Consider the following 17,828-nt stretch of genomic DNA (forward strand, 5'->3'; position numbering starts at 1 on the left):
ATAAGTCAAAAAAATACGTTTGCTTTAAAAATTCACCCATAGTATCAAAACTTGATATTCTTAAAAATCCAGATCATGTTGATCAATGAATCCAAAAACCATTATTTTTATCTTCATAAATGGTGCATCTTAACAAAAGGACATGTAAGAAGTACGATTACTGATTTTAGTCGAGAGAGGATTAAACTCATCCCCAATGATCTTTATGATCTTATTATTAAATATAATGGGAATAAAGTAAGTAAATTATTAACAGACGCTTCAAATGATGAGGATAGGACTGTAATATCTGAATATTTTACCTTTTTATATGATGAAGAATTTATAGTATTAACAGAGAATGAAGAGAAAGAGTTTAATGTTGATATTAATACAGAATTTGATTTCCCACAGATCGTTAATAATGCGATTATAGATTATAATAATAAATCAACTTATTCAATTAATAATACAATATACCAACTTAATCAATTAGGCTGTCAATCCTTACATTTACGATTTTATACTATATTTAATAGTATACAATTAGATACTATTTTAAGTTCGATTAAAAATACTACAATACGTGATGTTTCTTTATTTGTTAAGTATATAGATGATAACTTTGTTAATGAGATCAAAAATTTAATTATAGAAAAATTCATGAGAATTTCTCAAGTAATTATTCATCACTACCCCATTAATAAGGAAAAAGAAACTATAGAAAACAAACATTTTGTATACTCTAGTGCTCCTATAGATTCGTGTAATTATTGTGGTGTAATTAATCCCATATTTTTTGATATTAACAAAATAACATACCTAACAGGTCAAAATCACAATACATGTTTATACAAAAAGATTGCTATAGATGTAAAAGGAAATATCAAGAATTGTCCTTCTATGAAAAAAACTTTTGGAAACATTAAAAAAACAACATTATCCGAAGCATTAATGAATGAAGAATTCTCTAAATTGTGGAATATCAAAAAAGCAGATATAAACATATGCAAAGATTGTGAATTCAGATTGGTATGTACAGATTGCAGAGCGTATATAGGTAATGATATATATGCAAAGCCAAAAAAATGCGATTATGACCCTTATACTGCTACTTGGAAAAACTCTTAAAAACTCTAATTCAACACATAAAATTATGATAGTAAATCACAACCTAGTTAAATGCATACTATTAATTAGTTTTTTAGTATTACAAAGCATATCATATGCTCAGGAAATATCTTATACACATAAATATAAAAACAGCCCAGCTATAGACAAAATGGCAAAACTAGATGGGCAAATAGGCGCATTTTTTTATGCTACTATTGGGGATTATAAAAAATCTTCGGTAACCTGGGATAAGGCAGTTGGAAAACCTTTTTTTGGTATAGATAGCTTAGCAACAATAACGTTCAAAAAAGACTATCGAGGTTATGATGCCATTCCATTTATCATAAATAAGGCAAAAAATACGAATTATGTGATTCTTAATGAGGAGCATCATAGGCCACAGCATCGCGTATTTGCCAAACAACTTCTAAAAGACCTATATGATAATGGGTATAGAAACCTGGCTGTAGAAACTCTAGATAGAAAAGATATAGATACCTTATTAAACAATAGAAAATATCCTTTAGTTGATTCTGGAAGTTATTCAAGAGAACCACAGTTTGGGGAGTTTATACGAGAAGCATTACAATTAGGATTTTATGTATTCCCTTATGATAATATGTCGCTACCAGGTAAAGAACGGGAAAAACAAGGAGCTCAAAATATTGTAAACACTCAAAAAAAAGGAAAAACATTTGTGTATTGTGGCTTTCAACACGCTTTAGAAGGCGAGGTGAAATATTGGGAAAAAGCTTTGGCAGAAAATATAAAACAGCTTACCGGTAGTGACCCTTTAACCATAGATCAAACCGTATTTAATGAGAGAAATGATACTAAACTAGAACATCCATTATACAACTCATATACTGTTTCTGAATCAAAGATTCTTGCAGATAAAAATAAAGTTCCTTATCAACGTAAAGAAAATGGAGGGTATTATGATTTGTCAGTGATTCATCCAAGAACTACCTATACGGATAATAGGCCGTCATGGGTGTTTTATGATCGTAAAAAACCAATTGAAATCGAAATTGATACTGTAACGATCTCTAAGCCTTATTTGTTATTTGCTTTTCGTAAAGAAGAGGATTATAATACAGCAGTACCTATAGATATTATAGAAATTGATCATACTACCGCATCGCCGGTTTGTCTTGCTTTAGAAAAAGGAAACTACACCTTAATCTTTGCTAATGGTAATGGGAAAGGATATAAAATGGAGAAAAAAGTGAAGTGATGTCAAATGAAATTTATGATAAGGTTCCAACTAGAGATTGTTGTGAACTTAAATCTTTAGATCAATTTTCAGGAATTTTCTTAAAACTGATTGGATACAAATATCCATTTAAAAAATATATCAAGTGAAAATAGTATTAAGGTTATTCATCTTAACCATTGTAATAACAAGTTGCAAGTCAGATTTTGAAAAAAAACATAAGGATTATAAACTTATTAAAGAAGAAGGTGTATTTGTTGAAGTATTTGACTCTACAAATGTTAAACATACCAGATATACAGATAACAACAATGTTTACAGAAAAAAATTAGAGTTCATATATTCTTATGAACATATTACAAAAAATAATAGCAAATACTATTTTAAAGAAGACCCATCAATAGACGGCTGGAGGGATTCTTGGAAGTTTGTTTCTGCTGACTCAATAGATGAAAACACCATTCTAGAAGTTAAGATCAAAATAAAAGAAGGGCTTGAACCTATGATACAATATGAACCAGATTATAATCAAACAGTTGCTCAATATAGCTACTTAACAAAGGATGAATTACCCGCTTTTAATTCAATTTCGGGAATTATAGAAAATGAAAAAAACATATGGATGCATCCACCAAGGGATAAATATTTTAGGATTCTTGAGTTAAATCCGTTTCCGTATATACAAACTCCTTATGAAGTTGGAAATATATGGAAATGGAATTTGAAGATAGGAGATTCTTGGGCAGACAAAAGATGGTTAACCTGGGAAGGAGGAATTGAAAATAAGTATGTTTATGAAATAACGGGTAAAAAGAAGATAAATACGGCTTTTGGTAAATTAGAGTGTTATACTATTGATGCCACAGCTACAAGTAGGCTGGGCGAAACCAAATTAACTGCACTTTTTAATACTGAATATGGTTTTATTAAATTACTTTATACAAATATTGATGGAAGTAAGACTACATTACAACTTGATAAAGTAATAAAAAATGAAAATTAAAGATAAAATAGACTTTAATAATTATAAAAGAGGCTTAAAAAATATCGTAGTTTGCTAGCTTAAGTTCATTTCCATCAAAAACACCATAGGTATAATGCGTAATCCAGTCTCCTAAGTTTATATATTGGGATTGTTCGTTTAATTGTATTTCCATAGGAAGATGTCTATGTCCAAATACAAAATAATCCCTGTGCTTACTTTCTAATTTTCTTTTGCAATATTGTACCAACCACTCATTATCTTCTCCTAAAAAGGTCACATCTTCATCTCCCGAAATCAATTTATTTTTTACAGAAAGGTATTGTGCCAGTTTTACTCCAAGATCTGGATGTAGCCATCTAAAAAACCATTTTGCTACAGGATTGGTAAACACTTTTTTCATTCGTTTATATCCTTTGTCTCCAGGTCCTAAACCATCGCCATGGCCAATAAAAAAAGTAGTATCGTTAAAAGTGAACTCCTGGGGTTTATGATACACAGGAATATTTAATTCTTCTTCAAAATATCCGTTCATCCACAGGTCATGATTTCCTACAAAATAATACACGGGTATTCCAGAATCTGTAATTTCTGCCAATTTCCCCAATGTTCTGGTAAATCCTTTGGGAACCACAGTTTTATATTCGAACCAAAAGTCAAAAAGATCTCCTAACAAGAAGATAGCGGCTGCATCTTTTTTAACTTCATCCAACCATTTTACAAATTTTTGCTCTCTGGGGAAACTTTTTTCTGATGTCGGAGCCCCCAAGTGATTATCACTCGCAAAGTATATTTTTTTCCCTTCAGGAAGGTTCATACGTATAATTTAAAAGGTAAAGGTAAGAAAAGGACCTAAGATTTAAATGATCTATCCATTATCTGATGCATACCACTCTGCAAATGATGTTTCTGTTTCTTGAAGTTTTAAAGAATACAACTTAATATCTTTAGGTAATCGAGAGGTAATCTTTTTAGCAAAATCAATTACCATATTCTCACTCGTAGGTTGATAATCTACTAAAATTACATTATGCCCTCTGTCTTTTAATTCTTTTGCAAGTTCTATATGTGGCGTGTTTTTGTTAAATACTGTTGCATGGTCAAAAACATCTTCAATATCTTCTTTTACAATCTTTTTAAGGTCTCCAAAATCAATCACCATTCCTAATTTTACATGCGAAGTATCTGTAATCGGTGTTCCAATTACAGTCACACTTAGTTTATAGCTATGACCATGAACATTTCTACATTTACCATCATATCCATATAAAGCATGTCCGGTTTCGAAAGAAAATTGTTTCGTGATACGAATTTTACTCATTGTTTACTTTGTGATTTTTGACAAAGTTACGGAAGATTATCGTCTCTTTCTCTTATTTATAAAGTAAACCACAACCAAAACAATTCCTAATACCAGGAACAATCCATTACCTCCTAAAAAATTTAGTATATCCATTATTTATTTAGACTTTTAATTTATAACCCAGGTTCTACATAAGAAAACAACGTCATTTTGAGTATTTTCTTATAAAAAACTAATAAAAGCGGGTAAACCCGCTTTATAATCTAATACCTCTAGATGAAATACAATCTAAAAAAGTAATACCAGTTGTACTTTGAATTTACTGCAAAAGTAAATCAGCTATTTTTTGTTTATGCAAAGAAGAAAAATTCAGCATAGCCATAGCTACGGTTAATTTTTATTTTGAAGCATAGGCGAAAAAGAGAGTTTTATTGTGGTAAATTTAAAGTGTAAATGGTATAAATCACAATACACAAGTATTAACACATAGATTTGCATGCAGCTAAACTTGCCGCACAATGAGAATGACCATCCTCTCTACAATCTACAAAGTCTTGTCTGCATTCGCGCAAACAACTATTTGCTCCTCCATTAATACTTGATTGCTCCGTTTTGTTTAATGACTGAACATCATTACGATTTAAAATGTTTTTTAACATGGTTATAGGTTTTAATTTGTAATGATGTAATGTAGGTAAAATATAAGGGTACAACAAATTTCCCTTTTCAATTGAAGTTTGTTTTTCTATTGATTTTTTTGCGTTAGGGATAGTAGCGGCTACCCCACAGTCTGACAGAAAGGAAGTACGAGGAGTAATAGCAAATAGCCCGACCCTTTTGGGTCACGTCTAAAAGACATAAAAGAAGATCATCCTGGAGGCAAACACACAAGTTATTAAATGAGTCGTCCTAAAACAAGTTGACACAAATTCGACTTATTTTAGGACGAAACAAATAATGCTAAGTGAACTACAATCTAAAAAAGTAAATCACAATACACAAGTATTAACACGTAGATCTACATGCAATATAATCTGCCAGACAGTTAGAACCTCCACTACCTAGACAACTAATATAGTCTTGTCTGCAAGCGAGAAAACAACTGCCTCCTCCATTAATACTTGATTGCTCTGTTTTGTTTAATGACTTAACATCATTACGGTTTAAAATGTTTTTTAACATAATTATAGGTTTTAAATTTGTAATGATGTAATGTAAAGAAAATAACAAAGGCAAAATTGAGGATTACCGTAGCCTCTTTTATTTTTTAAATTTTTCTAATGCTTTTTTGGTGAATTCAGAAAGCACCAATTCGCCAGAAATGGCCGCTCTTTCTATAAGAAGTTCTTGCCAATGCTCTGTTCCTTTCCAGTTTACTTTTTTCATTTGTTGTATTGCTTCTGGATTATAACCAGCAAGTTTTTCGGCAAATAGTTGTAGGTCTTTATCTAATTCTGATATGGTACCAAAAACGCGGGCATACAATCCTTGTTCTTTTGCCCAATACGCGTTTTTCCACTGTGATGCATCCCATGCAAGAGCTTCAAAAGCTGCTAATCCTATTTTTCTAGATACTGCCGGTTCTATTACAAAGGGGCCTATACCAATTGTTAATTCACTTAATTTAATCGATGCTGCTTCTGTAGCCAGACAGTAATCACAAGCAGACGCTAACCCAACTCCTCCTCCTACAGTTTTACCTTGTATTCTTCCTATGATTGGTTTTTTACATTTTCGCATTGCATTAATCACATTCGCGAATCCAGAAAAGAATTGCTTTCCTTCTTCCAGATTTGTTATTGCCATTAGTTCATCAAAAGAAGCTCCTGCACAAAATGCCCGGTCTCCTTCTGATTTAAGAATGATTACAGATACAGAAGTATCCTCTGATAATTCATCAAAAGCTTTAGTTAATCTTACTAATAATTCTGATGGAAAAGAATTACTGGCATGGTGGCCAAATTCTATCGTTGCAATGCTGTTTTCGATATGGGTATATAAACTTCCGTTAGATCTTGGTATCATTATTGTTGTAACTTTTATAGTAAAAGTAACTAATCCCAACTGAAGATTAACATACCACACATAATTATTTTGGTTGGTATCATTCACCCATCTGGTGATCTCTGTATTAAAATTGTTTAACAAACAATCTTAATACAATCAAATGATTTATTTCTTAGTAAAAATTAATTGTAATTATCTAAAATATAACACGTTTATATGTATAGATAGTTCATAAAATCTATGAAGAAGATGTTAGAAGAGTTTTTTGAAAAAAACAGATTACGAATAGGGATTTTCTTAATCCTTATCTATGCTCCATTATTATTTATCCTTATTTATCCTTTTTAAGAGATCAAGGGCAAGAACTTATTTCTAAACTTTATGACGAGTGCTACTCCTCTAAAAAGTGCCCAAACCGTAAACGCTATCCATATCCCGTATAACTTTAAATCAAAAAAGTTACATAGATAAAGGGTAGGTATAAACCCTAAGAATGTTGCTCCTAGCAGTACATTTCTTAAATAACTCATTTCGCCAAGGCCTTTAAAAATCCCATCAAAGACAAAAGCCAAACCATTAATGGGCTGTACAATTAAAACAATAAAAAAGACACTATAAAATGTTTCTAACACTATGGTTTCACTTGTAAATACTTCTCCTATTGCATCATAAAATATAAATCCAAATAGTGCCAAAATCAAACTCACGCCAACACCATAAGTGCTTACACGCTTACCTAATTTCCAGAGGGATTTATAATCTTTTGCACCTAATAGTTTTCCACCAAGGATATTACCTGCTCCGCCATAGCCGTCAATAAAAAATGCAGTAAACATCCAGATATTCATTGCTATCGTATATGCAGCGATATATTCATCCCCATATTCTGTGGCACTAGATGTTGCAAAATATAATGCCGTATTTAATGCAATAGATCGTACAAATAAATTAAGACTCATAGTTACCAGTCTACCCAATTCTTTATTTAATGGAAAACGTAATTTGAGGCTTACATTGGTTTTGGTCAACAATAATATAAAAACGATGACCGCCATTAAAAATTGTGAAATTAAACTTGCCCATGCTGCTCCGCTAATCCCCATTGGAGCGATAAAACCTTCGATCCCATATACCAGGATAAAATCTAAAACAATATTGGCTACTGCACCGATTATAGCAACAATCATTGGCCAAAATGTATTCTGTAGCCCTCTAAAAATCCCAAAAACAGCAAATGTGAATAAGGTTAAAGGAAATCCCCAAACCCTGATATCATAATAGACTACACAGTATTTTAAAATTAATCCTGAAGCATTGTATAACTTAAAAATCTCTTCAACAAAAAAAACAGTAGAGATCAATACAAAAATACTAAGAGCTACATTAAAGAAAATAGCTTGTGCAGGTAATGTTTTAACTTCTTCAATTTTACCTGCTCCCAGGTATTGAGAAATGATAGCAGAAATTGCGCTTCGGGTTTGCCCGAGAATCCATATTAATGCAGACAAAAAAGATCCTACAATACCTACTGCTGCAAGGGATTCTGTACCATATTCTGGAATATTACCCACGATAGCCGTATCGGTTATCGATAGCAATGGTTCTGCAATACCAGCAACAATAGCCGGAATAGCCAGGCGATTTATATTTTTAAAACCAATTACTTTACTCATAAAACGAGTTCATAACAATGAAATGGGTGTTCGCTTTGCTTTGGAAAATAGATATCTTCCAAACGTTGATACCCTCTGATTTCATAAAATTTCTGGTTTCTTTTATTTTGACTAAAGGTATCTAGTCTAACCGATTGATATTGATTTTTTTTAGCATATTCTTCTCCAAAATCCATTAATCTTTGAGCATACCCCTTTCCCCAATATTCTGGATCAACCGCTACGCGATGTATATAGAGATTATTGGTATTATCTGTTAACCATGTAACAGGAATATACTCTTCATCTATTAGATCAGTAAGTACAATAATTCCTTTGATACGGTCTTCTTCTTCAAGGACATATAGTTCTTGTAACTCAACATCTTTTTGAAAACGTTCCTGAGTAGGGTAATGCTCATTCCATTGATAGATGCCATTAGCTATCATTGCTTTGGCACAAGCTCGAGTCAATGTGTAAATAGCATCCAGATCAGATAATACTGCTTTACGAATCATATTTTTTTGGAAAGCAGTAAAAATACTAACTTTATATTGCAGTTAATAATCAAAGGTTATATTTAAAAAAACTTTAAGAAAAAAGCTCTTTTAGACTACCAGAAAAGCTTTAAAAATAATATTATATCAAGAAATGAGTTAGTAAAAGGTCTAAAATTGTAATTTTACACACTGAAACACAAATCATAATAATTAATGAAGAATATATTGGTTCCTTTGGGCTTGTCTGAACATTCAATTAGTATGGCCAGACTTCAATACACTATAGATTTTGCAAAAGAACTCAAAGCAACAGTCTATGTTGTAGAGGTTTTTAAAGAGCTACCCAGATCTGGTAGTCTTCCCTCTGTAAACAAAACACTAAAGGAAATCACAGCATCTTCTATAGAAGAAAAAATAGCAAAAATTGACAAAAAAGGAGTAGAAGTAATTGCCTTACCATTACAAGGAGAACTTCTTGAGGCTATCCCTAAGTTTAATTTACAACACGCTATAAATTTACTCATTTTGGGGGCAGAGGTTAGGGATATTAAAGATCCTTATTTTCTTGGTCCAATTTCGGGTAGTCTTGTAAAAAATACAGAAATTCCTGTATTGATTATTCCTCAAATGTATACTTTTTCACCTATTAAAAAGATACTTATGGCAGTCAAATCAGGTATCGTGAAAAAGAAAAATGCGTTAACTCCTGTAAAGGAAATTTTAAGTACTTTTGACGGTGATTTAAAATTGCTTCAGGTAAAAACAGCAAATTTTTTAGTTGAAGATTCTAAGTTTGATAAGGATTTAGGAGAGATTACCTCATCCTATAAATCGTCTGAAAATGCTACATTATTTCAAGGAGTTTTAGAACATCTTAATGAAAATTATCCAGACCTTATTTGTGTTTTTAGACGGAAACGAGGTTTCTTTGCTAAACTTTGGGAAGAAGATGCTATTTTCAAAAAAGACTTTGATAGTAGAATTCCTTTATTAGTTTTAAGAGGATCAGATTAAAAAAATACTGGGGATGTAGCTTCCCGAAAACGCTACGCTCATCGGGACAGGCACTTCGCTACATCCCCATGAGAAAAATTGGGGATGTAGCTCAGTTGGCTAGAGCACTTGACTGGCAGTCAAGAGGTCGTGGGTTCGAGTCCCATCTTCTCCACTTGATAATCAAAGAGTTGCAAGCAATTTGTAGCTCTTTTTTATTTACTCGGCGTGCTTTTGGCGTGCTTTTTTTATTTCGTTTTTATCTTTTGCCAATGCTTCACATTCATCAAATGAGCGAATGCGATTGGATAAAATCCTATGTCGCGTTACGTACCTTTATGGGATTAGACCTAATTATCACAAAACGTCTCTCAGTTCACTCGACGTGCCCGTTACCCCAAATGAGCGAATGCGATTTTATAAACGTCTATTCCATAGCCCCAAATACTACCAAAACTAATCTGCTGCGAGGCTTCATATAGGTTTTATCACATTCGGAATAAGCGTTTAGTAATACCCTACAAGGGCGTATAGTTACTCTAGCATTATCCTTGTGGTAATCATCGTAAAAAGGGGCTTAGCAAAAAAGTTGTTTTGGGAGGTCACGGAGTGGTTTTAAACTACTTAACTAGCGTTGACCTTCTGAACCTCCCTACCCTTACTCAGTGACAAGCTCAGGCTCATATAGCATATACTCAGTTCTCAACCTCAAACCCGTTTTTCTTTTGCCAAGATATTTGAGCTATCGACATATTCTAAGCCTAGTAGGTTTGATCTCGAACTATCGTCTATCAATCATACAATAGTTATGAGCGATTAGCGAATGCATTTCCATCATTAAAATCTTATGGCGTAGCCATTCAATATATCCCTTTATTCACATATTAGCGTAACCAAATGGTTCTGTTAAACCACCTCCATCATCCGTATAGGACTTACCCACCCCACTTGCTCCGTGTTAGCGTGCTTTGGGCGCACCCTACACAAGCAGCGTGGATAAGTCCAACGAGGCATTGTGATAATCCTTTTTTAAGTATATAAGAAGGGAACACTCTGTAACCCGCATAAAACCTAGGGTATGCCGGACACTTTCTGTCCAAGTTCGGACATAATGTGTCCAAGTTCGGTCAAAAAGATGTTGACATTATGTCCAAGTACGGACAAGGTGTTGGCAATATTTGGACATAAAAGAGGCTCTAAAATGACCATAAACGACCATAAAGAAGTTGAAATTATCGGGGAAAAACAGGGAGTTCCAATTTATAGCTCCAATCCAAGTGTACCAAACCCGAATAGTATCAGTAAAAAAAAGAAAGTACACTATGGAACGGATAAAAAAGGCTTTGTGGTTGATACTGGTTCAGGTGAAGTGCTTTCAGTCGGCGGTGCAGGTTTCTATGAATTTGAGGAAGTTGATGACACTAAATTTGTAAAACTCTTTCTTGCGGGCATCAAACAAGTTTCAGGGCTAAGTAAATCGGGAATGACCCTATTAGAAATTGTTTATAAGGAATTACAAGGTCGTGTAGGAGAGGATAAAGTCATATTAAGCTATTTTGCGGCGTCCGAACAAGTCGAGGACTTGAACGAACGTACATATAGACGTGGAATCCGTGAACTATTGGACAAAGAATTTCTTTACCGTAGCCCCTCGGACGGTGTGTTCTTTGTGAATATTCGTTATATGTTCAACGGGGATAGATTAGCCTTTGTTAAAGGTTATCAACGTAAAGGAACTGGCGTACAGAAAGAGCTACCATTAGGCAACCCTGAACAAGAGGACGAAAACGAGCAGTAGATGAAAGCCCTACGCTCCAAGCTCTTTATTGATAAGGTCATAAGTCTGCCTTGCAACCTTATTAACCTTTGAAGGTGGTGTTTTAAACTTTTCCGTATCGCTTGCCCTCAATGTTCTAACGGCTGCAACCATTGGCAAATAACCAATTATATCTTTCGCAGGAATATCACATAAAAATGCGGTATCTACATATCCCCTCTCAACCTTTGATGATGGATATTTGTTAATAAGGTATTTGACCTTAACAGCTCCCGCCTTCACCAACCTTTCATAATGTTGCAATGCCTCCCTAACGTCTTCGGGGTCTGGACTCACTGGTATAATTGCTAAATCCACACAATCTGCTATCCACTTATCAAATTCTGGGCGGTTGCCTCCCCCATCAATAACACAAAGACCATCTTTATTCACTGCTGCACCCATTAACGTAGCAAGCGTTTCAGGATTCCTTGCATCATAATATGCATACGGTCTGCCACTTACCTCAATAGGATCACGATCATCAGTATGCATAAAATACGCAGGAGTCATCTTCCAAGCAGCACCAAGAGCTGCCAAATGAGATACAGAGGTTTTGCCAGAGCCTCCCCTTTTTCCTACAATTGCTACCGCTTTCATTTTGAACGCTCCATATCACGGTCTAAAATTACCCGTAATGCTTCCGATGCATTAACAGCAGTTCCCCGCTCATTAGTCAATTTAATTACCTCCGTGTTGATATACCTTAAATAGCGTGGATGCAACGTGTAACTCTTGGCTTTCGGGCGTTCTTTCTCTGTGGCAATAATTACTTCTTTTGGCTTTTTATCACCCGTTACTGGTTTATTTTCGCTTTGATTACTTTGGGTTAACTCGGCTACAACTGGGGCTTTCATCTTTAATATCCTTATAGATTTTATTGCCTATAGTCACATTATACGATGATATTAACAAACTATAATATAATAATCATATTATAATGCGATCATATAGCAATATGGTGCGATAATATGACCACAATATTATTGTATAATAATATGATAATATGATCTGATAATATGATAATCTTATTACAGTATCATATTGTTATAAAATCATATGCTAATACTACTATTTGATAATATGATTATCATATTATAACATGATAATGCTCCGTCTCTAAATTCTTAACATTATAGACAACTGAATCACTCTGTAATACATTGTCCATTAATTCGGCATTACGACCATTCGTAGACAATCATTCTACTTAACGATTTAGGAGACAGTTACAATGCGCTTGTTTGGCTATGCAAGAGTATCAACCAGTCAACAATCATTGGATGTGCAGGTTAATGCGCTCAGAGAAGCAGGGGTGCAATCTAACCGCATCTTTACCGACAAAACCACTGGCACGAATGTAGACCGTGAAGGGTTAAAGTTATTACTGGTCAAAGTAGAGCAGGGTGATGTTATCCTCGTTAAAAAACTGGATAGGTTAGGGCGCGATACTGCCGATATGATTCAGTTGATTAAGCGGTTTGATACTATGGGCGTTTCGGTGCGGTTTCTGGATGATGGTATAAGCACAGAGGGAACAATGGGTAAGATGGTAGTCACTATCTTATCCGCAGTGGCACAGGCAGAGTGTCAACGCATCCTAGAGCGCACTAATGAGGGGCGTATCGAGGCAAAAGCAAAGGGTGTGAAGTTTGGGCGCAAACGCTCGGTAAGCCGCAAGAAGGTTCTTGAGCTTAAAGCAAACAATGTAGGTGCTAGTGAGATTGCTAGACAGCTTAGAATAGGGCGGTCAACCGTGTATAAGATTCTCAATGAGTAGGGTGAGCACTGAAAACTTGCACTATATCTACTTGAAGTTTCCATATTCTGCCGATTGACTTATTTACTTCACAGGAGTATTCAATGTGATGATGGATATTTTAAGTGGTAAAGCGGAGATAACAGTAATGAATACTCTAGGAAAAAGCAATTTAGTTAAGTTTTCATTGATAGCATTGGTTATTGTAGTATTTACTTCACCCTCTCAAGCTCAAGAAGTAGTACCGCCACCGCCACCGCCACCAAGACCCGAACCTTCAACGCCTGTTCCATGCGAGAAATTATTGGATGCTGCAAATCAACGTGAGGCGCATCTCAAAGAAGAATTGAGAAAAACACGTGCGGAGCTACACCAAAAACTCTGGGAAACCCGCAAGAGATATACCGTTGAATCTTTTAAACAAGCTTGCAAGAATGCTGCTACGCCTGACAAGCCATATGAGTATATGGAAGGTGTCCTCAGGAATTACTTATTACAAGAAAATACAAATGGCTGTTATAATTTTGCTTTGAATGAAAAACCGTGCCCAGTTGATGATTCTAATCTAGAAAGCGCTTTATTTCTAAGATTTCATAACATAGATGCTGCTGCTGTTGGTTTTTCAGGGGATACATGGAAATTAAAACGGATTTCAAGTACCTTCAGACAGGGTGTATCCTATAGTATATGCGCTTTTTCTCAAAAGACGCATGATAAAATAACTATTCAGGTACATAGCGATATAAACATTATAGAAGTTGATTAGCGAAGGAGATAAGCATGCCCACCTTAACGAAGAACAATCTTGCACAGAAGTTTTTATTTAACAAAACAAACGTCACTTATGATTACACTGGTTTGTGGGATGGTTCTAATCACACTGGCGCAGATACTTTTTCAGTAAAACATGCTTTAGGAACAAACTTTGAATCAGAATTCGAAGCAGCCATCTCATACTGGAATTTTGCAACAGGTTTTAAGATCACCAAGAATACTACAGGAACCGCAGATATTTCAGCATATCAAGCAAAATTGTACACCGATGCTTTGGGTAAGGCCGGTTATTTTACCGATGCGACTACACCAATTCAAGGCGTTGGGACAGGTTATGACTACACCCGTTCCGAAATAGCATTTAACTACAACAGCGTGGATTTCCAAAATAATACTGAGAAGCGCAAATTTGTTATGCTTCATGAAATTGGACATGCGCTTGGACTGAAAGATATTACTGTCTCTGGTGTAAATACTGATATGTCTGTAATGATTAATGTGCATCCAACGGGCTCAATGGGAGAGCGTTATGCCATCACTCCTATGGCATACGATATTGCAATTTTAGAGGATATATACAACTCCACAGGTGGCACCACTTCATCAACGACATATAGTTCTGACTGGTTTTCTGGAACCAATAGAAGTTTCACAATACAAAACCAATCTGGGCAAGCGAGTTTTGATTTGTTCGCTGTATCTGGCGACCATTATATCAACCTGAACAAATCTCTAGACAAAACGCAACAAACCGACAGCTCTGGAAATCCGCTTTATATTGTCGTGGACAGTAATGGCGACCCTATTTTAGGTAACGATGGTGATTGGCAGACTACTACCAGCGTCACGGCTAAAGCAGCATATGATTATAACTGGCTTGGTGGGACGAACCGTACCATCGTGAATGGTCAGGAATATGCCTATATTGCTCATAACACAACCATAAAGAATGGCTATGGTGGTAGTGGCGATGATACCATCACAGGCAATGAGATAGGTAATAAGTTAGAAGGCAACGGTGGTGTTGATAAAATTTATGGTGGTGAGGGTGCTGACACTATAAAAGGTGGCGCGGATAATGATTGGCTGTATGGGAATACGCAATATAATTTTACCGACACAGCTTCTAACTCAATTGAAGGTGGAGCAGGTGAAGACCATCTTTACGGCACAAGCTTTGGTGGTGATATTCTTGACGGTGGTGCAGATAACGATACCATCGTCAGCAAAGGTAACAGCATCCTCAAAGGCGGATCTGGTGTTGATTATTACAGTGCAGATGCAGGTGATGTGATTATTGATTCGGATGGTGGTCGTGTGAACAATATTGAGGCGGTTTATGGGCATACGGGTGAGCATGTGTGGCAACCGGGCGGTTTCTGGCGACCTTTTTCTGTCGTGGGGAGCGACTTGAAGGTGTATACGGGGCTGGCGTCTTCGGATGCTGATAGCTATTATACGATCAAGAATTTTCTGTTTCAGAATGATGGTAGATGGGGGTTTTCAATCGCACAAAAATGGCTGGATGGGAAGAACCCCTATGTCATTTCCACTACTAACGAAGATACGCCAACAAACGACATCTATGCCGAGGGTAATCCCGATGGCACCTCAGCCACTCCGCCTTCAGGACATGTGGATGAGAACCCCTCTTCCAGCAATCCTACTGTCAAGGCTCTTGCCAGCAATCAACACGAGCATGGTTACACCAATTCGGTGAATTATTTTAGGGCAAGTATCGGCTACGATACACAATCAGGCGGTGCGCAAAACGACATCTATGAATGGGGCAGCGGATTCCATAATGACCGAGCCACAGAAACAGGCGGCAATGATAGGATTATACTGACGAATTTAAATGCGGCGGATGTGGTCGCCGAGCGAATCGGGGATGATGTGCGTATTCGGGCACTTTCCAGCAATGAAACATTCACTATCAAAGGACATTATCTCGCCTCTGCCAACGAAATAGAAACATTGGAATTTGCGGATGGTACGACGCTGAATTTAGCTGTAGCTGCGAATGGGATGTCGGATGTAAATGAAACGGTTTATGGCACGAATGCGGATGAAACATTAGGGGGGAATGCGGGTGATGATTATCTTTATGGTAAAGGAGGGAATGATCTACTAGAAGGCGGTCTGGACGATGACACGCTGGAAGGAGATAGTGGTAACGACACCTATATCTGGCGTGCAGGTGATGGAAATGATGTGATTATTGAGGTCGGTTCTTATATTGGCGGCACGGATACGTTGAAGCTAACAGGCGGCATTACACTTGCTGATTTGGATATATATGGCTCGACCAGTCAGGATGTATATATCACCCACCTGCCAACGGGTGAAACGCTTCGTATTCAGGATCAATTTGCGGGTTCTCGTAAAATTGAAACGCTACTGTTCGATGACAGTTCTACCTTTGATCTAACAGTCGGAGTAGAGTGGCGCGGTACAGCGGGCGATGATACGTTATATGGTGGCACGGGTACGGATACGATGTTGGGCTATGCGGGTGATGATTATCTCTACGCCTCGCCCGGAAATGACACGCTGGATGGCGGTCTGGACGATGACACGATGGAAGGAAGTAGTGGTGACGACACCTATATCTGGCGTGCAGGTGATGGAAATGATGTGATTATTGAGGTCGGTTCTTATATTGGCGGTAATGATACGTTGAAGCTAACAGGTGGCATTACACTTGCTGATTTGGATATATATGGCTCGACCAGTCAGGATGTATATATCACCCACCTGCCAACGGGTGAAACGCTTCGTATTCAAGATCAATTTGCGAGTTTTCGTAAAATTGAAACGCTACTGTTCGATGACAGCTCCACCTTTGATCTAACAGTCGGAGTGGAGTGGCGCGGTACAGCGGGTGATGATACGTTATATGGTGGCACAGGTACGGATACGATGTTGGGCTATGCGGGTGATGATTATCTCTACGCCTCGCCCGAAAATGACACGCTGGATGGCGGGGTGGGCGATGACACGTTGGAAGGAAGTAGTGGTGACGACAGCTATATCTGGCGTGCGGGTGATGGGAATGATGTGATTAAAGATATCGGTTCTTATATTGGCGGTAATGATACGTTGAAGCTAACAGGCGGCATTACTTTTGCTGATTTGGATATGTATGGCATCGCAGGAAAGCATTTGCAGATTGAGTATGTACCAACAGGCGAAACCCTTACTATTTGGCAGCATTTTAAATCCTCTGGTCGAATGATCGAAACCATCGAATTTGATGATGCTAGTATCTATGATTTAGCGCAGACTATAAATCCTGGTGGTCTGAGTTTCATTGGCAGCACGGGTAATGATTATCTTACGGCTACAGCGGGTGATGATACGTTATTTGGTGATGCTGGAAATGACTATCTGTATGGGTATGCGGGCGATGATACGCTTAATGGCGGCACAGGCGTGGATTATCTCTATGGCTACACAGGTGATGATACTTACGTATGGGCATCAGGTGATGGCAACGATGTATTTGTAGAGCAAAATTACAGTGCCAGTGCGAATGATGTGCTGCACCTAACGGGCGGACTTGTAGCAGCTGATGTAAGCTTCTCACAAAGCGGTTATGACTTGCTCATAACCGTAGCATCCACCAGTGAAGTACTCACTGTCGATAACCAATATTATGTCGATACGGATTACCATATCGAAACATTGTTGTTTGATAATGGTAGTACGGTGGATTTATTGGGGGTGTAGGT

The 17,828-nt window shown here is 36.6% G+C and carries 16 protein-coding genes and 1 tRNA gene; 9 read left to right on the forward strand and 8 right to left on the reverse strand.

What is annotated here, in order from left to right; all coding sequences use genetic code 11:
- The first annotated feature begins 75 nt into the window (after window positions 1–75).
- The 3 genes from gwsS (at window position 76) to Z054_RS0102020 (ending at window position 3,311) form a co-directional block, all read left to right on the forward strand.
- Complete coding sequence (gwsS, locus tag Z054_RS29815; RefSeq protein ID WP_024768428.1) at window positions 76–1,110, forward strand: grasp-with-spasm system SPASM domain peptide maturase; 1,035 nt, start codon at window positions 76–78, stop codon at window positions 1,108–1,110.
- Window positions 1,076–2,329, forward strand: coding sequence for a hypothetical protein (locus Z054_RS0102010; RefSeq protein ID WP_152538427.1), 1,254 nt, complete (start codon window positions 1,076–1,078; stop codon window positions 2,327–2,329). The genes gwsS and Z054_RS0102010 overlap by 35 nt, the downstream gene beginning before the upstream one ends.
- A 124-nt stretch (window positions 2,330–2,453) precedes the next feature.
- A complete protein-coding gene (locus Z054_RS0102020) occupies window positions 2,454–3,311 on the forward strand; it encodes a hypothetical protein (RefSeq protein ID WP_024768430.1) in 858 nt (285 codons plus the stop codon).
- A gap of 34 nt (window positions 3,312–3,345) precedes the next feature.
- Here Z054_RS0102020 and Z054_RS0102025 read toward each other — a convergent pair whose 3' ends face one another.
- The 6 genes from Z054_RS0102025 to Z054_RS0102045 all read right to left on the reverse strand — a co-directional run bounded on the left by Z054_RS0102025 (window position 3,346) and on the right by Z054_RS0102045 (window position 8,770).
- Window positions 3,346–4,107, reverse strand: coding sequence for a UDP-2,3-diacylglucosamine diphosphatase (locus Z054_RS0102025; RefSeq protein ID WP_024768431.1), 762 nt, complete (start codon window positions 4,105–4,107; stop codon window positions 3,346–3,348).
- 51 nt (window positions 4,108–4,158) lie between these two features.
- The gene (locus tag Z054_RS0102030) at window positions 4,159–4,611 is read right to left on the reverse strand and encodes a 6-pyruvoyl trahydropterin synthase family protein (protein ID WP_024768432.1); all 453 of its coding nucleotides are present in this window, start codon (window positions 4,609–4,611) and stop codon (window positions 4,159–4,161) included.
- 987 nt (window positions 4,612–5,598) lie between these two features.
- Window positions 5,599–5,775 (reverse strand): hypothetical protein, encoded by a 177-nt coding sequence (locus Z054_RS31540; protein ID WP_161635233.1) that lies wholly within the window; start codon window positions 5,773–5,775, stop codon window positions 5,599–5,601.
- 78 nt (window positions 5,776–5,853) lie between these two features.
- The gene (locus Z054_RS0102035; protein ID WP_035090329.1) at window positions 5,854–6,618 is read right to left on the reverse strand and encodes an enoyl-CoA hydratase/isomerase family protein; all 765 of its coding nucleotides are present in this window, start codon (window positions 6,616–6,618) and stop codon (window positions 5,854–5,856) included.
- A gap of 326 nt (window positions 6,619–6,944) precedes the next feature.
- A complete protein-coding gene (locus Z054_RS0102040; RefSeq protein ID WP_024768434.1) occupies window positions 6,945–8,273 on the reverse strand; it encodes an MATE family efflux transporter in 1,329 nt (442 codons plus the stop codon).
- Window positions 8,270–8,770: a GNAT family N-acetyltransferase gene (locus Z054_RS0102045; protein ID WP_024768435.1), complete on the reverse strand. Its 501-nt coding sequence runs from the start codon at window positions 8,768–8,770 to the stop codon at window positions 8,270–8,272. The genes Z054_RS0102040 and Z054_RS0102045 overlap by 4 nt, the downstream gene beginning before the upstream one ends.
- A gap of 195 nt (window positions 8,771–8,965) precedes the next feature.
- On the opposite strand from Z054_RS0102045, the gene Z054_RS0102050 reads away from it, so the two are divergent.
- From Z054_RS0102050 to Z054_RS0102060, 3 genes are all read left to right on the forward strand, one after another.
- Window positions 8,966–9,766, forward strand: a complete 801-nt coding sequence (locus tag Z054_RS0102050; protein WP_024768436.1) for a universal stress protein — start codon at window positions 8,966–8,968, stop codon at window positions 9,764–9,766.
- An 80-nt stretch (window positions 9,767–9,846) separates the two neighbouring features.
- Window positions 9,847–9,920 (forward strand) — tRNA-Ala (locus Z054_RS0102055).
- A gap of 1,026 nt (window positions 9,921–10,946) precedes the next feature.
- Window positions 10,947–11,543 carry a hypothetical protein gene (locus Z054_RS0102060; RefSeq protein WP_024768437.1) on the forward strand — a complete coding sequence of 199 codons (597 nt, stop codon included), beginning with the start codon at window positions 10,947–10,949 and terminating at the stop codon, window positions 11,541–11,543.
- 9 nt (window positions 11,544–11,552) lie between these two features.
- Here the strand turns inward: Z054_RS0102060 and Z054_RS29820 are convergent, their stop codons facing one another.
- Window positions 11,553–12,161: a hypothetical protein gene (locus tag Z054_RS29820; RefSeq protein ID WP_024768438.1), complete on the reverse strand. Its 609-nt coding sequence runs from the start codon at window positions 12,159–12,161 to the stop codon at window positions 11,553–11,555.
- The gene (locus tag Z054_RS0102070) at window positions 12,158–12,418 is read right to left on the reverse strand and encodes a hypothetical protein (RefSeq protein ID WP_024768439.1); all 261 of its coding nucleotides are present in this window, start codon (window positions 12,416–12,418) and stop codon (window positions 12,158–12,160) included. The genes Z054_RS29820 and Z054_RS0102070 overlap by 4 nt, the downstream gene beginning before the upstream one ends.
- A 377-nt stretch (window positions 12,419–12,795) precedes the next feature.
- On the opposite strand from Z054_RS0102070, the gene Z054_RS0102075 reads away from it, so the two are divergent.
- The 3 genes from Z054_RS0102075 to Z054_RS0102085 all read left to right on the forward strand — a co-directional run bounded on the left by Z054_RS0102075 (window position 12,796) and on the right by Z054_RS0102085 (window position 17,826).
- Window positions 12,796–13,341, forward strand: a complete 546-nt coding sequence (locus Z054_RS0102075) for a recombinase family protein (RefSeq protein ID WP_024768440.1) — start codon at window positions 12,796–12,798, stop codon at window positions 13,339–13,341.
- Window positions 13,342–13,429: 88 nt separating this feature from the next.
- Complete coding sequence (locus Z054_RS0102080) at window positions 13,430–14,086, forward strand: hypothetical protein (RefSeq protein WP_152538428.1); 657 nt, start codon at window positions 13,430–13,432, stop codon at window positions 14,084–14,086.
- Window positions 14,087–14,100: 14 nt separating this feature from the next.
- The gene (locus tag Z054_RS0102085; RefSeq protein WP_024768442.1) at window positions 14,101–17,826 is read left to right on the forward strand and encodes a calcium-binding protein; all 3,726 of its coding nucleotides are present in this window, start codon (window positions 14,101–14,103) and stop codon (window positions 17,824–17,826) included.
- Window positions 17,827–17,828 lie beyond the last annotated feature (2 nt).

The organism is Aquimarina macrocephali JAMB N27, from assembly GCF_000520995.1.
GTDB classification, from domain to species: Bacteria; Bacteroidota; Bacteroidia; order Flavobacteriales; family Flavobacteriaceae; genus Aquimarina; species Aquimarina macrocephali.